This is a genomic window from Cyclobacterium xiamenense (assembly GCF_900109255.1).
GTDB classification, from domain to species: Bacteria; Bacteroidota; Bacteroidia; order Cytophagales; family Cyclobacteriaceae; genus Cyclobacterium; species Cyclobacterium xiamenense.
Genome location: NZ_FNZH01000005.1, coordinates 232,480 through 250,368, shown reverse-complemented (window position 1 = coordinate 250,368; position 17,889 = coordinate 232,480). Strand labels below are relative to the sequence as shown.

Below are 17,889 nucleotides of genomic sequence, written 5' to 3'. Positions count from 1 at the left end.
TTTGTAGGGAATTATGAAGAGGCAATTTTTCGCAGGTCTTATTTTCTTGTTTTTTATGGGTACCGAGACCTTATTTTCGCAGGTCAGAATTGACTTTTCAGAACGGACGTCCATTCTCTCTCCATCCCGGTCCATTTACAGTATCAACGGTGATTTCTCCATGATCGGTAATACGAATATGACCTTGTCGAATTACGGAGAGGATTTGATGAACGACGGGATGATGGTATTCGTCGATGTGGACAATGACCCGGAGACGTTTAACAGTTCGACGGCCACCCTTCAGTTTTCTGAAGAAAATGGTGCCAATTCCGCTTGCTCCAGGGTTTTGTTTGCTGGCTTGTACTGGTCAGGAAGAGGACCCTCAGATGTTACGTTTGATGTGACCAAAGGTATCTTCCGCAAACCGTTTGACAAACGAAAAGTGAAATTCAAAGGGCCGGGTCAGCAAGAATACCTAGAACTTGAAGCAGCTGATAACGAGATCAGGTATCCTGCTTCCCTCAACGAGGATCTGGGGTTGTTTGTCGGATACAAGGACGTTACCGAGTGGGTACGGGCCTGGGGAGAAGGAGCCTATACGGTTGCAGATATTGGGTTGATCGAAGGTACAAATTATCACTATGGAGGCTGGGGAATGGTAGTTGTATATGAAAATCCGGTCATGAAAAAAAGAGACGTTTCCGTTTTTGATGGCTATGCATTTGTAAGAGGTCAGGGCGCAGCCTTCTATGACATAGACGTATCTGGTTTTTCAGCGACGGAAAGTGGAGATGTACATGTGAAATTGGGGGTAATGGCAGGTGAGGGGGACGTAGGTGCAGATGGCGATTATTTTGCAATCGAACGAGGGGAGACGAACGATTTTGAAAGACTGAGCCATGGAAATAACGACGTTTCTAATTTCTTTAACTCCTCCATTTACACCGGAGGGAATCCCAGAAATCCGAACCTGAAAAACAACACGGGAATGGATATTGCTATCATTGAAATCGATAATCCGAACAATGGAATACTAGGAAACAACCAAACGCGTACCCGATTCCGGTATGGGTCCACCTGGGACGTGTATGTTATCTACAACATCACCATGGCCATTGATGCAAATGATGTGGAGGTGGAGACTTTTCACGAATTGATTTCGATAAATGGAATCGCCGTAAACGAAGTGTCCCCCGAGATCTTCCCTGGCGATGCGTTGGAATTCAGGGCAACCGTAAAAAATAATGGTGAGATCGCGGTAGATCGATCCAGGCTTGAAATACCATTACCGGAAGGCCTCACGTTTTCGCAGGCTGCTCCGAATTTACTTCTTGACGAAAACTCCAATGGCGCTTTTTCATTTGAACCAGCGCGTGGACCCGCCGGGACGATCGTATGGGAAATGGGGCAATTACCGGTAACGGAAGACAATCAGGATGTAGTGGGTACGTTTGATTATGTGGTAGAGGTTTCGGAAAACTGTTCAGAACTAATGCTGATCTGTAACGGTGAAGTAGCCATTGACGGTACGCTGTTTGGAGACAATGCGCTCACCCAAACTCCCCTTGATCCTATACCTTTTATTACGGGTTACAACCAATCAGAGACCTGCTTTAACCAATCCATCCCTGGCCCGCTGGTTTTTGAGGTTGCGAGCAACCCGTTTCTCGAAGAGAACTGTGGATGGAATTCAAATGGTTTGGAGATTCCGGTATGCGTTTCGGAAACCAATCGGGTGATCGTTGGCAGCTTTGCTGGATTTTTCCCAGAGGGTACTGATTTTTACGAGAGTCCACCCAATAATCCGGGTGAACAAGGGGTTGTTTTGGGGCAGTCCCTTGCAATGGATACCGATGAATTGACGCTCTATGCCTTACCTTCTCCCGAGAGCGACTGCTACCAGGCGTTTACTTTATACAAGAATGATTTATCGCTGGTGCCAGAGCTGACTATTTCGACTACCTGTGGACCGGAGAACGAAAACGAAATCGGCGTATCGGTGACTGGCGGAATGGCGCCTTTTTCGTATCTGTGGAACGACCCCACCAAGGCTACCACCGCTACCTTAACAGGTGTTGCACCGGGTGAATACACGGTGAAAGTGACAGACTCCCTGGGTTGCAGTGACGAAACCACACTAATCGTACCCGACCCTCCGGTTTTTGCGCTGGAGGTTGTGGAAAGTGAAAGCACCCTGGACCTGGGTTGCGATCAGGACGCCGTTGGAATGATTGTGCTAGCGGTCGAGGGCGAAAACTCACCTTTTGTACTGGATATTGTAGGAGAAAGTGGTACCGCGAGCACTTTTTCTGAACAAGTTGTGATCCCGGAAAGTGGACAGCATCTAATCCCTGATTTGGCGGACGGCGTGTACCAACTTACCCTTGCTGACCTGAATGGCTGCACGGTAAGTCAAACCGTTGAACTAACCCAAGTAGTGAATCCCGACATGCAGGCGACCTTTTCCTTCACGTCTGACTCCTATACCGAATCCGGAGTGTTGTTTCAAAATTCCGAAATTCAGTTTTTCGCTGAGGTAGATTCAGGAGAGGGACATTCGTTTCATTGGGATTTTGGAAATGGCCAGGAAAGTACCCAACAGCGTCCCATTGTGCGGTATGGCGAAAGTGGCACCTATTTGGTGCGGCTGGACGTGGCAGACGAAAATGGTTGTCAGACCAGCTACGAAGAATATGTAGAAATAAGCGGATTTTTTCTTAGGGTACCCACTGCTTTCCGCCCAAACGGGAATAGCCCCAACGATTACTTTTTCCCTGTTTTTTCCGAGGTGAAAGGGCTTCAGTTTTGGGTGTTTAACCGGTGGGGAGAACTGCTGTTTTTTACCTCAGACATCCACAGCAAGGGCTGGGATGGTACCCACAACGGAATCGAAATGCCGGTTGGGAGTTATTTGTACAAGCTTAGGTACACCGATTCACAAGCGGTGGAAAACCAACAAGCGGGCTCATTCAGCCTCGTCAACTAATCAAACGGGAAACGCAATGGTATTACTAAATTCGGGAATGGCATCCTTTTTTAGGGGGATCAATTTTCCACGAAGACCGATCGTAAACAGGTTGTAGTGTAGATTTTCTAAAAATTGAAGTAGCTCCAGGGCCTCGTATCCTGCGGCCTTGCAGGAACTCTGGTTGATTTCTACGATGATCACGGGCTTGTGTTTTTTTATTGTCTGCTCCGCTCCATTGAGAACAGGTAGCTCGGCGCCTTCCACGTCAATTTTTAGGCAATCCACGCGTTTCAAACCCAATCTTCTCACTTCGCTATCCAAGGTGGATAATTCGATTTCGTTTAAAAACACATCGTGCTCAGCCGAGGGAAACATGCTGTTTACCCCCTCGTTGATTCCGGATTTGGTATACAATTTCAACGTTCCGGGACGGTCCGATAGCCCCAATTTACGGGCGGTTATCGCTTGCGTGTACCTTGGGTTCAGCCGGATATTTTCTTCCAGTTGCTGAAAAATAGCGGTGGATGGCTCGTAGGCAATTACCTTTCCCTCCGGCCCCACTTTGCGCAATCCCCACAAGGTGTATTCCCCTTGATTTGCCCCGATATCGATGAACGTTTCTCCTTTTTTCAACACTCGTTCCAATACAAACAACGGGCCCCAATCATGGGCTCCCCGCCAAAAAATTGCGTTTCCCATGCCCTTTGACACGTCTACCCGAAACACCATGCCTCTAAATCGGAAGGTTTTCCAGGATGGCGAGGTATTGGGAGCGGGAAAGATTCGCTTGAGGAGTACGACGATAAAAAAACCACCGGGAATCCGAAATAGTTGGCGGGAAATGCCCGCGAGAAAGTTTTCAAGTCTGTTTCGCATGACCGTGTAGTAGCTGGGTGAGTTCTTGTTTTCTGAATGCAAGCGAGTAGCTGGCTATGATGTGCCTGCGGGCATTCAATGCCCATTTTTCGGGGTCGGTTAGGTTTACCAGTTGAAGGATCAGTTGGCGCAGCATGCCGGGATCTTTTTTACTAAGGACGAACCCGTTGTTTCCTATGATGGCGGGGATATGATTGACGGAAGAGCCGATCGGAATGCAACCCGATAGCATGGCCTCCGCCAGTGCGCAGCCAAATCCTTCAAAGGAGGACAATTGCAGGTAGTAGCGGTTTTGGCGGTAAAGCCGGGCCAATGCTGCCTGGGGTACTTTTCCCACAAAACGCAGGTTGACCGGATGGGTCGTTTCGGGTGCATCCATTCCCACGATGGTAAACTGATACTCGGGAAACGAGGGAGCCACTGCTGCGATCAGGTCTCCTCCCTTCAACCGGTACTGCGCAGCAGACATGACCGCCAGAAAGGAGCCCGGGGCTTTGTTTTCGACCTGCTCAAACGGCCAGGCGTCCGGGTCAAAGCCGTTGTGTACGGCGTGTATCGGCGTGGTGACAGCAGGGAAGTGGTGGCGTATTCCCTGGAATCGGTTACGAATGGCGGGATCAAAATCCAGCTCCGTTCCGGCAAGCGATTCGCTTACAGGTACCAGGTCGCTGGCATACCGGTACGAAAGCCCGCAAGCCATTTTTAGCAACGGAATCCTTAGGCTGCCGTAGCCTAATTCCGGGATGGAAGCGCAATCCGTTCCATGCAAGATGATCAGCGTTTTTTTTCGAAAGAGCTTCCCGAATACAGCCGGCCAGACCGACCAGTACCCACCAAAACTTATCAGGACCGCATCGGTTCTGAAAATGTGGTACAGCACCGAAAAAAACTGAAGAAAAAAGAACAGGGGAGCCAGGGCTTTGTGCTGCCAGGGGTACCTGTTGATACGGACGGCATGGGTTTCTTGAAGCAGCTGAATGTCACTCCGCACAAACGAAGGGAAGAAGGGGGTGACAAAAAGCAGGTTTTTTTTCTTCATGCCTGGAAGCGGTTTTTCGTTTCCAGGTAGCCGCCAGCGAGTAGCAGCAAAACCACCGCATATTGAAAGATAGTCGATAAGGTACGGGTTTGGTAGTAGCGGTCGGGCTGAAAAACCATCTCTACGTCCACCTCACCCTCCGGCAGCACGATGCCGCGCAACAAATAATTCACCCGGTGGATGTCCGTTTCGGTCCCGTTGACAAAGGCCTTCCATCCCTTGGGGTAGTAAATTTCCGAAAACACCGCCAGTCCGGCTTTGTCCACCTTGGCAGTATAGCTGAGCTGGTCGGGACCCCGACTCTCCAGCGTTAGGATTCCACTCCCGGCCGCAGGTACGTTTTCGCCATCGGCGGGAGTAACGGTAGCCTCCGTTTTGGTTTGGAGTTCGGCCAATTTTTTGATTTCTTCTTCGTTGGAACCGACCGGAACGATCCGCTCGGGAAACCAGGCTGGGCCGTTGGCCTCCGGATTGGTAAAAACGGCATTTTCTGCCCTGCCTGCCAGGATGTATCGGGTATTCAGCATGTTGAGCACCGGAATGGCCTCGTAGTCAAAATTTCCTTCCTGCGCTTTCTTGATAAATTCGTTCATTTCGGGGGTTAGTACCCGCTCGATAAGGTCCTGGTACCGGCTCATTTTGGCACCGTGGTACCCACCGATGCTGTTGAAGTAGTAACTGGTCCGGGCTTCATTGAAGGGGTTCTGAATGTTTAGTACCCGGAAATAGCCGCTATCCTGAAGGATTTTGCGATCCGCCGGGCTTGGCGCAAAGTGCTGCGCACTTGGGTCTTCGGTAAAGCTTTCCTCGTTCAGATACCGCCTGTTGACGGTCCATACATCTATCAGAATCAGCAGACCTACTCCGAGCAAGGCCCATCGGGATGGCAGCGTTTTGTAGCGTATCAGGGCAATCAACAAGGCCGCCCCACCGATAAAAAACAAGGAATGGTAGGCATCCGAAAGCAGCAGGCGCTGCCGGTCAGCTTTCAGCGCATTTAGCAGCCAATCGGGGTAACCGGCAGCATTGGCCCCCTGAAAGTTCAAACCAAAGGCAATGACTACTGCCAGTACGATCAAACCGACGGTAATCCCCACTGCCATAAAAAAGCCTTTTTTGGTCTGCGGCGTCTGGGGTTTTTGCAGCAGGTTTTCCAACCCCAGCGCCCCGAGTAAGGGGACGAGGAATAGCGTGATTCCCAGTGCCATGGACACGGCCCGGAACTTGTTGTATCCGGGAAGGTAATCAAACAGCGTGAAATTAAACCAGGCAAGGTTTTTTCCCCAGGAGAGCATCAGGCTCAGCAAGGTAAGGGTAAGAAAGACGTTGCGGTAGGGGGCAGGAGCAAAAAACAGGCCCAATACAAAGAAAAACACCAGTATGACTCCACCGTAAATGGGGCCTCCGGTAAAGGGTTGGTCTCCCCAATAGGTGGGGGCATTCTGTACAAATTGATTGATTTGTGCGGGGTCTGCTCCCTGTGCGCGCAGCGCTTGTTCCGATTTTGAATCTTCGGGAAGGGGTTGCTGACTGGCACCCCCAAAATAATTGGGAATCAGCAAGGTAAAGGATTCTAGTTTTCCGTTGGACCAGTTAAATGCGTATTCCCGGTCCAGCCCGCTGGTGTTTTGTCCCGCCTGCGGCAAGTTACTTTCTCCCCGGATGGAATAGGCGCCGTATTCCAATACGGAGGACAGGCGCGCCAAATTTCCCAATCCACCCACGATGGCCGCAGCCAGCAAGAAAGCGGTGATTTTTGCAAACTCGGGCAAGCGTTTTTCCCGAAAAAAGACCAATAGCTGTGCGATGCCGTAGCCGATTACCAGGATTAGCGTATAATAGGTGATTTGCAGGTGGTTGAACTTGAGTTGGAGCAATACGGCAAGCGCCGTCAGGGCAATGCCCAGCAATTTTTTCCCATGAAAGGCCAGGTGAACGCCCGTCAGAAGTAAGGGAATGAGGCATACGGCCCATATTTTTGCATTGTGTCCAGCCTCCAGGCTCAGGAAGTTAAAAGTATTGAACGCAAATGCCCAGGCACCCAGGACGGCTACCAGCGGGCGTACCCGAAATCCCAGCAAGAGCAGGTACATGGCAGTCATGCCAAAAAACAGGGCACTGATGGGGTGCGGTAATCCCAGCGTAAAAACCTTTAGTAGGGTATTGGTAAAGTCTCCCTTTGGATCGAGGTGGATCAGGTAAGCGGGCATGCCGCCAAACATTCGGTTGGTCCACAAGGCTTCTTCCCCGGTGCCTTCGCGGTGGTCAAGCAGCTCTTTGGCGGAACCTTCCCACTGCAGGATATCGGTTTGAAACATCATTTTCCCTTCAAATACCAGGGGAGAAAAGTAGGCCACCACGAGTAGATAAAAGGAAAGTATGGCCAAAAAATGCGGGACAATCGTGTTTTTCTTTGTAAAATCCATGATCCAAAAGGTTGGTCTGCGTTCTTCGATAAGTATGCCGTGCAAATTAAGCAAATTCATGGGAATATTGGTACGTGGGATTGATTCCCGGCGAACGCCCCTCGGCTAAAAATACCGCTTTTCGGGGCTTTTGAGCCAGCTGCTTTGGATGTAGTACCCGATCGAAAATTCGTGGCTGTTGTTTCGGTAGTTGTTTTGGCTAGTCAAATTGAAGTCGTACGCGTAGCCGAATCGGATGTCTTCGGTGATAAACAGGTCCATTAGCAGCACGATGGCCCTTCGCGTGGCAAAGTTACTGGATTCCGGGAGCTCATTTTTGCCAAAACCGGAACGAAACGAGGTACCCAGCCAAAAACGTTCGTTAAATAAAAACATGGCATTCACGTCGAAGCTGCCCGGACCGTTGAGGTCTTCCCGAACCAGAATGGAGGGCTTGACGGTCACCGCTGAACTTAGGGGCAGCAGTCCGCCGGCCTGAAAATAGAAATGGTAGTTGTGCGTAGCCAAAGCCAGGTCTTTGTTTCGCAGTGGCTGTTGCCCCAATAGGTTGAAGGCACTGATTCCGGAGAAAAACCGCGGGGAATGGTAGAGCAGTCCTGCATTTAGATTGGGGGTAAAGGCATTGATACGTCCCTGCGGAATACCCGGATCGGAGGGGTCATCCGGCAGGAGTTTTGCCCCGTCCAGCAGGTATTCGGAGATTCCGGAACTGATCCCAAGTCCCAGAAAACTTTCCCGGTTTAATCGTATTTTGTACGCATAGGTCAGTAGTAGGGAATGAACCGAATTGGGGCCCAATTGGTCCGAACTAATGGACAGGCCATAGCCCATGCTCTCCTCGGCGTTTCCCATATCCGCAGCAAGGGTAAAGGTTTGAGGCGCTCCTGGGAAATGTACAAATTGCGACCGGTAAGTGGCTTGTACGAAGGGATCTACTTTATAGCCCGCATAGGCCGGATTTACGTGCAAGGTATTGAACGTATACTGGCTGAATTGGGGAATTTGTTGTCCGTTACCGGGGATTTGAAACGTCAAAAGCCCAAGCATTCCCACCATTCCGTATAAAAAATAGCTTCCTCTCATCTCATTCTTTGATCACTTGAACCCAACCCTTGTATTCTTTTCGTTTGCCCTGAGGATCGGTGCCGGTAACCTGATAGTAATAGGTGCCTGCAAGCAGCCCTTCGGCGGACCAGTCGTTTTGGTAATCTTCCGAAGCAAATACCAGATCTCCCCAGCGATTGAAAATCAGTAATTCCACCCGTTCAAACTTATGGGTTGCCCGTATAACAAAGGTATCATTCTTCCCGTCAAAATCAGGCTTAATCACGTTTGGAATAAATAGGGGTAGAATATTTTTTTCCTCCAGCGCGGTATTGTTTTCGGGAGAAGTGTCGATGCCGCCGGCACTCACCTCCGCCCGGTTGTTGATCCGTCCGTCATCCGTCGCAAAGACAGTCACCCGGATTTGCAATTCAGCCCCGACCGGAAACCTGTCCACTTCCCAGATCAATTGTTGCCCGTCCTGACGGAACTGCGGATCCTGGGGCAATCCGCTGTTCTGGCTACTGGACGCCTGGTAAATGAGGTTCGGTGGCAAAAAGTCAACGATTTTGACCTGTTCGGCCTCGTCCATTCCCTGATTGGTAATGGTAAGGAGGTATTCGAACACGTCTCCGTCCCGGATCGTTTGGATCGCGGAGCTTACCCGGATGGCCACGTCGACCATCTTTGGTCGTATTTGAAGCTCTTCGCTTGCAACCGTTTCTTCGACGTTTTTCACCGCTACCCGAACTTGGTTGATGTAATTTCCCTCTTCAGCGGCCAGCACGGATAGTTCGAATCGAACGGTTTCGTCTGGTTGAATCTCCGGGATGGTCCAGGTCGCTTGCTCCGAAACCGCAGGGCTGCTGGACAGCAATACCAATCCCTCGGGCAGCAGTTCGGTCACCAAAACCTCTTCCAAAGGAAAGGTACTGGTATTGGTAAGGGAAATGAAATAGTCAACGATTTCGCCCCGCACCGCCTGGTTTCGGTCAACCGATTTTTCCAGATCCACGGAGATTCCGATTACCTGAAGTCGAATGATCCCGTCCGCACAATTAGTCGGTACCTCGGATTGGCAGATTCGGTATTCCATGCGGTAGGTGCCGGTCGGTGTATCTTCCGGAATAAAAAACGAACCGTTTTCGTCCAGGGAGTACACCAGGTTTTGCTCCACACCCGCTTCATCCGTGATGGAGAGAATAGAAATGGATACCTCACCACCGGATACGAGGGCCAATTTGAGGCTATCATTCGCCAGAATAGAGGGCAGCCGGTGTTCTTCGTAGTTTCTCAATGGGCCAAAGACATCATTATTGGCAACAATGGGAGCCACTTCTATGCTGAGGGTCACTTCGTTGCTTATAAAGGTTCCGCAGACCTCGTCCTGGGTGATTCGTCGGAATTGCGTGGTTTCCATCAGGGGGGGAGGAGCAAAATCCTTTTCGGTTGCCCCGGTCACAGCTGTCCAGGGCCCCTCTTCGGATTGAATCTCCCATTGAAAGGAAAAATTTCCCGACCCGCCGGCGGGTTGTTCGCCTTCCAGGACAGCGGGTACTTCCATCTGGTACAGCGTTTGGGACGCGCCTATATCAACCCCCGCCACCTGGGGGTAGATTTGTACGGCTACCGGCAGGCGCCGATCGGAAGGGCATCCGGCAGAGAGCTGTTCTGCGTAATACGTCCTTCCGGATTCCAGTTCGCTTTCCGCAGGAAGGGCATCGGCCCCCTCCGGGGTGAGGTACCAACGGATGTTTTCTCCGGTTACGATCAGGTCTGCCAGGGTATACACTCCGGGGCTGCAAAATTCCTGCACGCCTGCTCCTTGAGGTGGTGGCGGAACCTCACTCAGGTTGATGGTGACCTGGGTGGATTGTTCCCCGGAGCAAATACCGGAGATGGTGTATGCAAAGGTATACGTGCCCGCATCCAGGTTGGCCGATGACCATACATTGCCCACCAAGGCCCCGCTGCCGCTAAGCTCCTCCCAGGACCCGTAGTCGTTAAACGGGCCATCCAGAAAATCGAAGAGGTCGACGATTTCACCTTTGCATACCGTTACCTCTTGCCCCTGCCCCGACTGGGGGTTGAGGCTATCCTCATCAAGGGTAAATTCAAGTACTTCGTTTAGACAACTTCCGGGGGTATCGTCACGCAGTCGCACGGCGTAAACGCCTGCGTGTAGTGCCAGGGTAAATGGGGTGAATTCCAGGCTGGGTTCGCGGCTGAGGATGACATCGGGGTTTGCAGTATTGAACCATTCGAAAGTCAGGAAGTCCAGGTTTCTTACCGAAAGCGATCCATTCTCTCCCTCGCAGAGGTTTTCAGGAATGATCTTGGGAAGGTTTTCTCCACGGACCTGAACGGTGGTATTGGTCAGGTTGCCACAGGCATCTTCCAGTTGCAAGCGGTACCTTCCTGCCTCCAGGTTCTGAAAGAGCGGGTTTTGGCCATTGTCGATAGCGAACGGCAGCCCGTCTTTTTCTACGATTCTGTAGGTAATGGGCGGATAGCCGGTCGCATCCACGGATAATTCATAGCTTCCTTCCACACATTGAAAGGTATTTAAGCTGGTAAAGCTGCTGCGCTCCTTTACTTCAAAGGTTTCGAGGGTTTCCAGGCAGAAATTATGGGACGGTTGATTGGGGACAATGTCGCTTCCGTTTTTCCATATCCGGATGGACTTTACCAGGCGTAGGTTGCCGTAATAGCTTAAATTGATGGTAGTGGCACGGTTGACGACAAGGATGGAATTTTCGTCGGTCAGCTCTTCTCCTTCCGTATATGCAAGCCCAGTTTCCGGGTGACCCCATTCGCCGGTTTCGGGGTTCAGTCGCTGAATACCAAAGCGTGTGGTTTGGTTTTCTTCCAGGTTGTCTTCATGGAACAGCGATAAATTGAACGAGCCACAGTTTTCTTCTACGGCCACTTCGTTCGTTAGAATACTGGCGCCTTCGATGCTGACCCGGGTGCTGTGTTCCGTACCGCAGGTGGTATTGGAAACAAACTCGTATTCTCCGGCCGGCAGGCTATTCATAAAGAACCTTCTAGGGTCGCTTTGACTGATGTTTTCGGAAAGATCCAGGGGAAGTTGCCCGGCGAAGGATTCCGGTCCTTCGGTCATTTCGATGCGGGTGAATTCGTAATCAAAACTATTCAATTGGAGGGAACCGGTAGTGGGGCCACAGCCTTTGTAGACGGTGGAAACGGGTCCACTAAGCAAGTCTCTAAATTCCTCGGTTATGGAGGCGGTATTTCCGCAAGCATCTTCGATACTAAAGCTGTAGGTACCGAAGGGTAGTGGCATTTCTTCGGATCCGTAAAAAAGGTTTTCCTCGCTAAACGGCCCCGGATGGGCTTCGTTGAACAGCACAGGGTCAAAATCTTCGGGGTATTCGGCAAAGGTAACGGTATAGGGAGCAACAAAATTGGCGGGTTTGATGGATAGCCTTCGCTTGCCACAAAGGCCTGCTCCCCAAAAGAGGTCTCTAGAAATGGAAAGTCTTCGGTCGATGGGATTGTTTTCCAGGAGCGCTACCTGACCGCAATTGTCCGTTACGGACAGGTCGTAACTGTAGGCTTCCCCGGGAAAAAAGGGAAGGTTTCCGACGATAACTCCTTCGGTGGCCCCACCTTCAGTCACCTGCACGGAGACTTCCTCAACGGCCCCATCCGGATTGCGAACGGTAAAAAGAGCGTTCAGGGGATAGGCAATTTCGGCGCCGACCGAGCGAATCAAATGGCCGACACGTATTTCTCCGCAGCTGTTTAGTTCCGATTGAAACTGCTGAAATTCGGGGTCCAATATGAATTCGGCTTTCTGCACCTCGAAGGATTGGGAGAGGCGGTCTCCGCAGGTATCCGTAACGATCACGGTATATTTACCGGCGGGAAGTGATTCAAAAACCGGACTTTGTTGCGGCGGGCGTTCGGTATCTCCCCGCAGTTCAAAGGTGGCCGGATTTCCCTGGTTGACGACGACTTCAATGCTGCCGAATTCGGTTTCGCACAGGTTTTGCGCCTGAATGGAATACGATAAGGGTTCGAATTCGGAGGCAAGGGTAGTTTCTTCGGCAATCTCCAGCGATGTGCCATTGGCTGTAAAGCTCGCGGCGACTCGATAGGTTCCGGTTGCCAGGCCGGAAAAAACGCCGGATGTATTTTGGTCGAGAGGGGCTTCTTCCGGCAGGCGGTATAGCTGGAAAAAAAGGTCGGAAACATCCCCATCGTACTCAAAGGTAGCGGTAATGCTTCCGTCGCCGGAACAGGTAACGGGGTTCGTTTCCAGTGCCAGTCGGGGTTCCTGTTGTGCATTCGCCTCAACTTGCAACAAAATGCCGGCAGCTAAAAGCAAGCATCGTAGTAAAAAAAGGGCGAAGCGATTTGCGTACAATACCATCGTTAGTTACCATCAATTCTAAACCAAGCCCGAAGCAATAAAAATGCCAGAAGCACTCGTTTACTCTCGTCTTGAAATAACGTAGAATTTGTCAGAAAAGCTTGGTTGTATGCACTTATTTTATGAAAATATTTGTGGGTTTCTACCAGAAATCCGGCAAAATGATTGCGCCGTGCCTTGAAAAAGGCACGATCCTCCTGCGAATCGAATTTGGCTCAAAAAAGTAAAATTAGGGTGATTAAGCATTGAAAAAGTCGATCCGTAAGCAATTCGGTAGTTGTAGGGTAAATCTCGCAGCGTTAATCCAAAATTTCTGAATAGTTCCAAGAATTGATGCCGTCCACGGAATGGAGAATTGCTTTTAGCAGATTCAGCACAAATCGGTCTTTGATTTTGGACTCCAGAAATTCGGGGCCGTAGAGGGTTTGCGAACGAAGTAGTACGGTCATTACCTTGCCCAGCGTGACGGTGTCCAATTCGTACAGGTTGCTGGCGTCTTTGTAATACCGCTCGGCCTCACTCTTCCAGGCCATCCAGTCAAATAAGGGGACCAGGCGAAGTTTGAGTATGGCATCCAGCAAGCGAACATGGATCCCGGACAAGCCCAGGGTACGAAGCGATAATTCGCTGAGATCCTGTGTGCCCAGTAGCTTTTCGGCCTTGTAAAACTTTAGTTCCATTTCGTGAACCAGTTCAATTATTGGCACCAGCTTTTTCCTGTCCAGGGAGTTGCAGTGGTCTGAAAAATTCCCCAGGGGAATAAACAGCGGAATTTGGTCTTTCATCATCGGTTTTTGGTTTTTGGTTAAATAAATACGAATTTTCTGGTAAGCACTTGAAAATGATTTATTTGAGCGTGTAAGTAACAACTTTTTTTTCATCAAAAAAATACCCCGATCGGGGTATTTTTGTATATTAAATACACCTTTTTGTCTTTTTTTGGTAACAAAAGTTAGTAGAAATCCCCGCAATTCCAAAAAATAAGGCATTTATCTTTGCCCGAATACTTTCTTCGGATACCTGACAAGCTTAAAAAAAAAAACGTATTTTTGTTCTTCCAAAAGAAAAAAACATGTTTGACAATCTGAGTTATAAATTAGACAGAGCGTTTAAAACCCTGAAGGGAACGGGCAAAATCACGGAAATAAACGTGGCCACTACGGTAAAAGAAATCCGCAGAGCCCTGATCGATGCAGACGTGAACTACAAGGTAGCGAAGGAAGTTACCGACAAAATCAAAGAGGAAGCCCTGGGCAGGGACGTACTGATCGCTGTTTCTCCGGGACAGCTTTTGGTAAAGATTACCCAGGAGGAGCTCACCCAACTGATGGGGGGTAGCAAGGAAGAAATCAGCATCAAAGGTGATCCGGCTGTGATTCTCATCTCCGGGTTGCAGGGATCGGGTAAAACGACTTTTTCGGGCAAACTGGGTGCTTACCTCAAAAAGCAAGGCCGACAGGTGCTGCTCGTGGGCTGCGACGTGTACCGTCCGGCTGCCGTGGAGCAGCTGAAGACGCTGGGTAGCCAAATAGGAATCGAGGTGTATGCCGAGCCGGGCAATCAGAATGCCCTTCAGATCGCACAAAACGCCATCGAATTTGCCAAAAAATCCGGAAAGAAAACGGTGATTATTGATACGGCAGGCCGTCTTGCCGTGGATGAGGCCATGATGAACGAGATTTCTTCGTTGAAAGAAACGCTCAACCCTTCGGAGACACTTTTTGTGGTCGACTCCATGACCGGTCAGGATGCGGTCAACACCGCCAAAACCTTCGATGAGCGCCTTGACTTTGACGGGGTGGTGCTTACCAAATTGGACGGGGATAGCCGTGGTGGGGCCGCCATTTCCATTCGTCACGTGGTCAATAAACCCATCAAGTTTATTTCCACCGGGGAAAAAATGGAAAACCTGGACCTGTTTTATCCCGACCGGATGGCGCAGCGTATTCTGGGAATGGGAGACGTGGTTTCCCTGGTAGAAAAGGCCCAGCAATCCTTTGACGAGGACGAAGCAAAACGGCTAAATGCCAAAATCAGAAAAAATCAGTTCGATTTTGACGATTTTCTCTCCCAACTGGAGCAGATAAAAAAGATGGGCAACATCAAGGACCTGCTGGGAATGATTCCCGGGATGGGCAAAGCCATTAAAGGACTGGATATTGACGACGAATCCTTTATTCCCATCGAGGCGATCATCCGCAGCATGACTCCTCAGGAGCGGGGCAATCCCTCCCTGATCGATGGCAGCCGGAGGAAGCGCATTGCCAAAGGAAGCGGACGCAGTGTACAGGAGGTCAATAACCTAATGAAGCAATTTTCGGACATGCGCAAGATGATGAAGCAAATGAATAAAATGGGCGGTGCCCAAAAGGCACTGGGAGCAATGAGTGGCAACATGAGGCGAAGGTAGGCAGCTGCTGGTACCCCATTGTATACCCCCAGTTTTTTTCTTATCAGCTCCGACTACCGAAACAGCCGATTAGTAAGGCAATTTCGGGAAACGTACACATCGTATTTCGTTGTCTGGAACACTTCGGCCTGTGCTCAGCCGCTGCACAAGTGCCTGGGTTGACGGTTGGGAGGGGTCAGGGCCGTAGGAGTCTGGGAAAACGGTCTGGAGGTTAGAAACGTAGGGCTTTGCGGAGCGACTACCTAATCACCGAGACAAATCTTGCTAGGAGCTCGAAATTTGCGGAAACCACTTTCTGCCCCATTTTTTTTCGGTGCTGGTGTGCTTAGTTTTTTTTAGATTCATTATCAATTTTTGTATTGCCACTCTTAAAAATCGACCACAATTCCAATAGCGGGAAGGGGCGTTGAATTCGCAATCTCCTTAACCTGAACTACCAGTTGAGGGGTCACAACCTGTCCAGTTTCGGTTCTGTCTAAGCCATAAATAGGTGGTTCGGGAATTTGTTGGCTCAAAACATTCTGGACTTCAAAAAACACGTTAAATGTCCAGGCTGGGAAATTCCATTTCTTATCGATCCGTAAGTCTACTTGTGTGAAAGGATCAAGGGTTTGGTCTCCAATCTCAGTATAATCGATGATAAGAATTGGATAGGTTCCCTGATTGTTGGTTGCTTCTACATCTACCGGCGCAAACGGTGTTCTGTAAAGGTAGCGGAGGCGACTGCTCAGTTCCCAGTTTTTCCCCAATTGATAGCCACCTGTGAAGGTAAGCAAGTGCCTGCTATCCCATGCGCTAGGAAGGTAACTGTCGGTGTCAAAAGCAGTGTATTCACTTTTGAAGAGCGTGTAGGCAAGAATGGCATAGGAACGATTAGTCAGTTTCTTTTGGTAGAGAAATTCCAACCCATACGTCCGGCCTACGCCCAGACTGGCTATTGGTTCATTGCCCAATACTTCAAATCCTGCCCCTAAGTTGGCGAGGGAAACGCTGTCAGTAAGCGAAACCGGATAGTCACCATAGGTTTTGTAAAACCCTTCTATGGAAAACCTTGAAGCGGGAGTCACTAGGTATTCCAGCCCTACTACCAAATGGTCGCTTTCTATGTATTGCGCATTTTGGTTGACAAACCTTTGTTGGTTGTCTTGAAAACCTAAAATAGTATAAGGAGGAATTTTGTAATATCTCCCAACGGATCCGTTTAGTGACCACTTTTGATTTTCATCGAGTTTGTAGGATGCAGAAAACCGTGGGCTTAGCGTAGAAAGTAAATCGTTTCCATCATCGGTGAAGCTGTTGCCGTCCATCCGCACACCAAAAGAGACTCCTAACCGGTTATTCAAGAAACTCCTGGAAACCTGCCCAAAAAGGCCGTACCTGTTAAAGGACAGGTCGGTGCTGAACTGAAAGCCATCTACCGCATCTAAGGTAGAATTGGTGTAATTTACCCGTTGAAAAGAAGCTCCACCACTTACCGTCCAGTCGGACAAAAACTGGGTATAGTTATACCTAATTTTAGTCTCGGTTTCGTCTGAATCATTTTTGAAAAGAACACCCTCTTCATTGACATTATTTTTAAATCGGGTAAAGTCATTTTGGAGGTAATTTTGGCTGACCGTAGTCGTCATAAAGCCCGGCTTTTCTTTAAACCTCATTTTCCACGTAAGCCCTACCGTGTTGGTCCGCTGCTTAATAATTGGAGTCTGTTCTAAGCTCGATTGTTGCTGCGGGTCGAATTCGTCAAGGATATTCACCCGAAAATCATCAATCGAACCTACACCAGTAACCGTAATTTCATTTTTTTCATCAATTTTATGGGTGAGCTTATATTGGTAGTCCCAATAGTCGGGTAAAAAAGGAAGCTCCAAAAGTTGAAATAACAGCTGCAAATAGGATCTTCGAACGGAGGCAATAAAAGAAGTATTACTGGCTTCCTTGTCTCTTTTTAGAATAGGCCCCTCCAATGTGATGGCTGTTTCGCTGCTACTCACCCTAAAATTTCTCCGAAACTCCCGGTTATTTCCGTTTCGCTGATCGAACTGCAATACCCCAGATAGAACATTGTCATATTGGGCATTAAAGGCGCTGGAAGAAAGCGTGACGCCTTCAAAGAAACTTACGTTCAACAAACCTATTGGACCCCCTGCACTTCCTTGGGTAGCAAAGTGGTTGATGTTTGGTATTTCAACACCATCCAAGTAATACACATTTTCATTGGGTGCACCTCCTCTTATGATAACATCATTCCTGAATCCGCCCACCGAACTTGACACCCCGGGTAATGACTGCACTACCTTAGCAATATCATTATTGCCGCCCGGATACGTGGCAATTTCCTCAGGTGATAGCCGCTGGATGGATAGCGGGGTTTCTTCCAGTTTTTCAAATGGGTTGGCTACAACAACAACATCTTCCAGTTGAGTTGCGGACTCTTCCATCTCAAAATTAACATCGGGAATACCTCCGGAACGAACTACTACGTTGTACTTCGTTTGCGTCTGATAGCCTATATAAGATACCTGTACACTTATAACCTTGGCAGGTACTTCATTGATAGTATAATAACCATCAAGGTTTGTGGTAGCTCCCTGTGGTGTATCGACGACTCTAACCGTTACACCTATCAACATTTCGCCTGTTTTTGCATCTTTGACATACCCTGAAATTGCCCCTGTATTTTGGGCATGAGCGGATAACATACCGACTAAAAAAATTACGGCACAGAAGACTAAATTTTTCATTGGT

9 protein-coding genes are annotated in these 17,889 nt (G+C 49.3%); 2 read left to right on the top strand and 7 right to left on the bottom strand.

Annotation, left to right across the window (positions count from 1 at the left end; genetic code table 11):
• The first annotated feature begins 13 nt into the window (after positions 1–13).
• Positions 14–2,968, top strand: a complete 2,955-nt coding sequence (locus tag BMW71_RS16930) for a T9SS type B sorting domain-containing protein (RefSeq protein WP_092176664.1) — start codon at positions 14–16, stop codon at positions 2,966–2,968.
• Here the strand turns inward: BMW71_RS16930 and BMW71_RS16925 are convergent, their stop codons facing one another.
• The 6 genes from BMW71_RS16925 to BMW71_RS16900 form a co-directional block, all read right to left on the bottom strand.
• On the bottom strand, positions 2,969–3,826 hold the full coding sequence (locus BMW71_RS16925) for an FkbM family methyltransferase (RefSeq protein ID WP_092176661.1): 858 nt from the start codon (positions 3,824–3,826) through the stop codon (positions 2,969–2,971).
• Positions 3,810–4,865 (bottom strand): glycosyltransferase family 4 protein, encoded by a 1,056-nt coding sequence (locus BMW71_RS16920; RefSeq protein ID WP_092176658.1) that lies wholly within the window; start codon positions 4,863–4,865, stop codon positions 3,810–3,812. The genes BMW71_RS16925 and BMW71_RS16920 overlap by 17 nt, the downstream gene beginning before the upstream one ends.
• Complete coding sequence (locus BMW71_RS16915) at positions 4,862–7,351, bottom strand: glycosyltransferase family protein (protein ID WP_317041159.1); 2,490 nt, start codon at positions 7,349–7,351, stop codon at positions 4,862–4,864. The genes BMW71_RS16920 and BMW71_RS16915 overlap by 4 nt, the downstream gene beginning before the upstream one ends.
• A gap of 45 nt (positions 7,352–7,396) precedes the next feature.
• Positions 7,397–8,374 carry a PorP/SprF family type IX secretion system membrane protein gene (locus BMW71_RS16910; RefSeq protein WP_092176656.1) on the bottom strand — a complete coding sequence of 326 codons (978 nt, stop codon included), beginning with the start codon at positions 8,372–8,374 and terminating at the stop codon, positions 7,397–7,399.
• 1 nt (position 8,375) lies between these two features.
• Positions 8,376–12,734 carry a T9SS type B sorting domain-containing protein gene (locus BMW71_RS16905; protein WP_092176653.1) on the bottom strand — a complete coding sequence of 1,453 codons (4,359 nt, stop codon included), beginning with the start codon at positions 12,732–12,734 and terminating at the stop codon, positions 8,376–8,378.
• 299 nt (positions 12,735–13,033) lie between these two features.
• Positions 13,034–13,522, bottom strand: a complete 489-nt coding sequence (locus BMW71_RS16900) for a DUF6508 domain-containing protein (protein WP_143057663.1) — start codon at positions 13,520–13,522, stop codon at positions 13,034–13,036.
• A 284-nt stretch (positions 13,523–13,806) separates the two neighbouring features.
• Between BMW71_RS16900 and ffh the strand changes: the two genes are divergently transcribed.
• Positions 13,807–15,144, top strand: a complete 1,338-nt coding sequence (ffh, locus tag BMW71_RS16895) for a signal recognition particle protein (RefSeq protein ID WP_092176648.1) — start codon at positions 13,807–13,809, stop codon at positions 15,142–15,144.
• Between the two features lie 368 nt (positions 15,145–15,512).
• Here ffh and BMW71_RS16890 read toward each other — a convergent pair whose 3' ends face one another.
• Entirely contained in the window at positions 15,513–17,885 is a 2,373-nt protein-coding gene (locus BMW71_RS16890) for a TonB-dependent receptor (RefSeq protein WP_092176645.1), read from the bottom strand.
• Positions 17,886–17,889 lie beyond the last annotated feature (4 nt).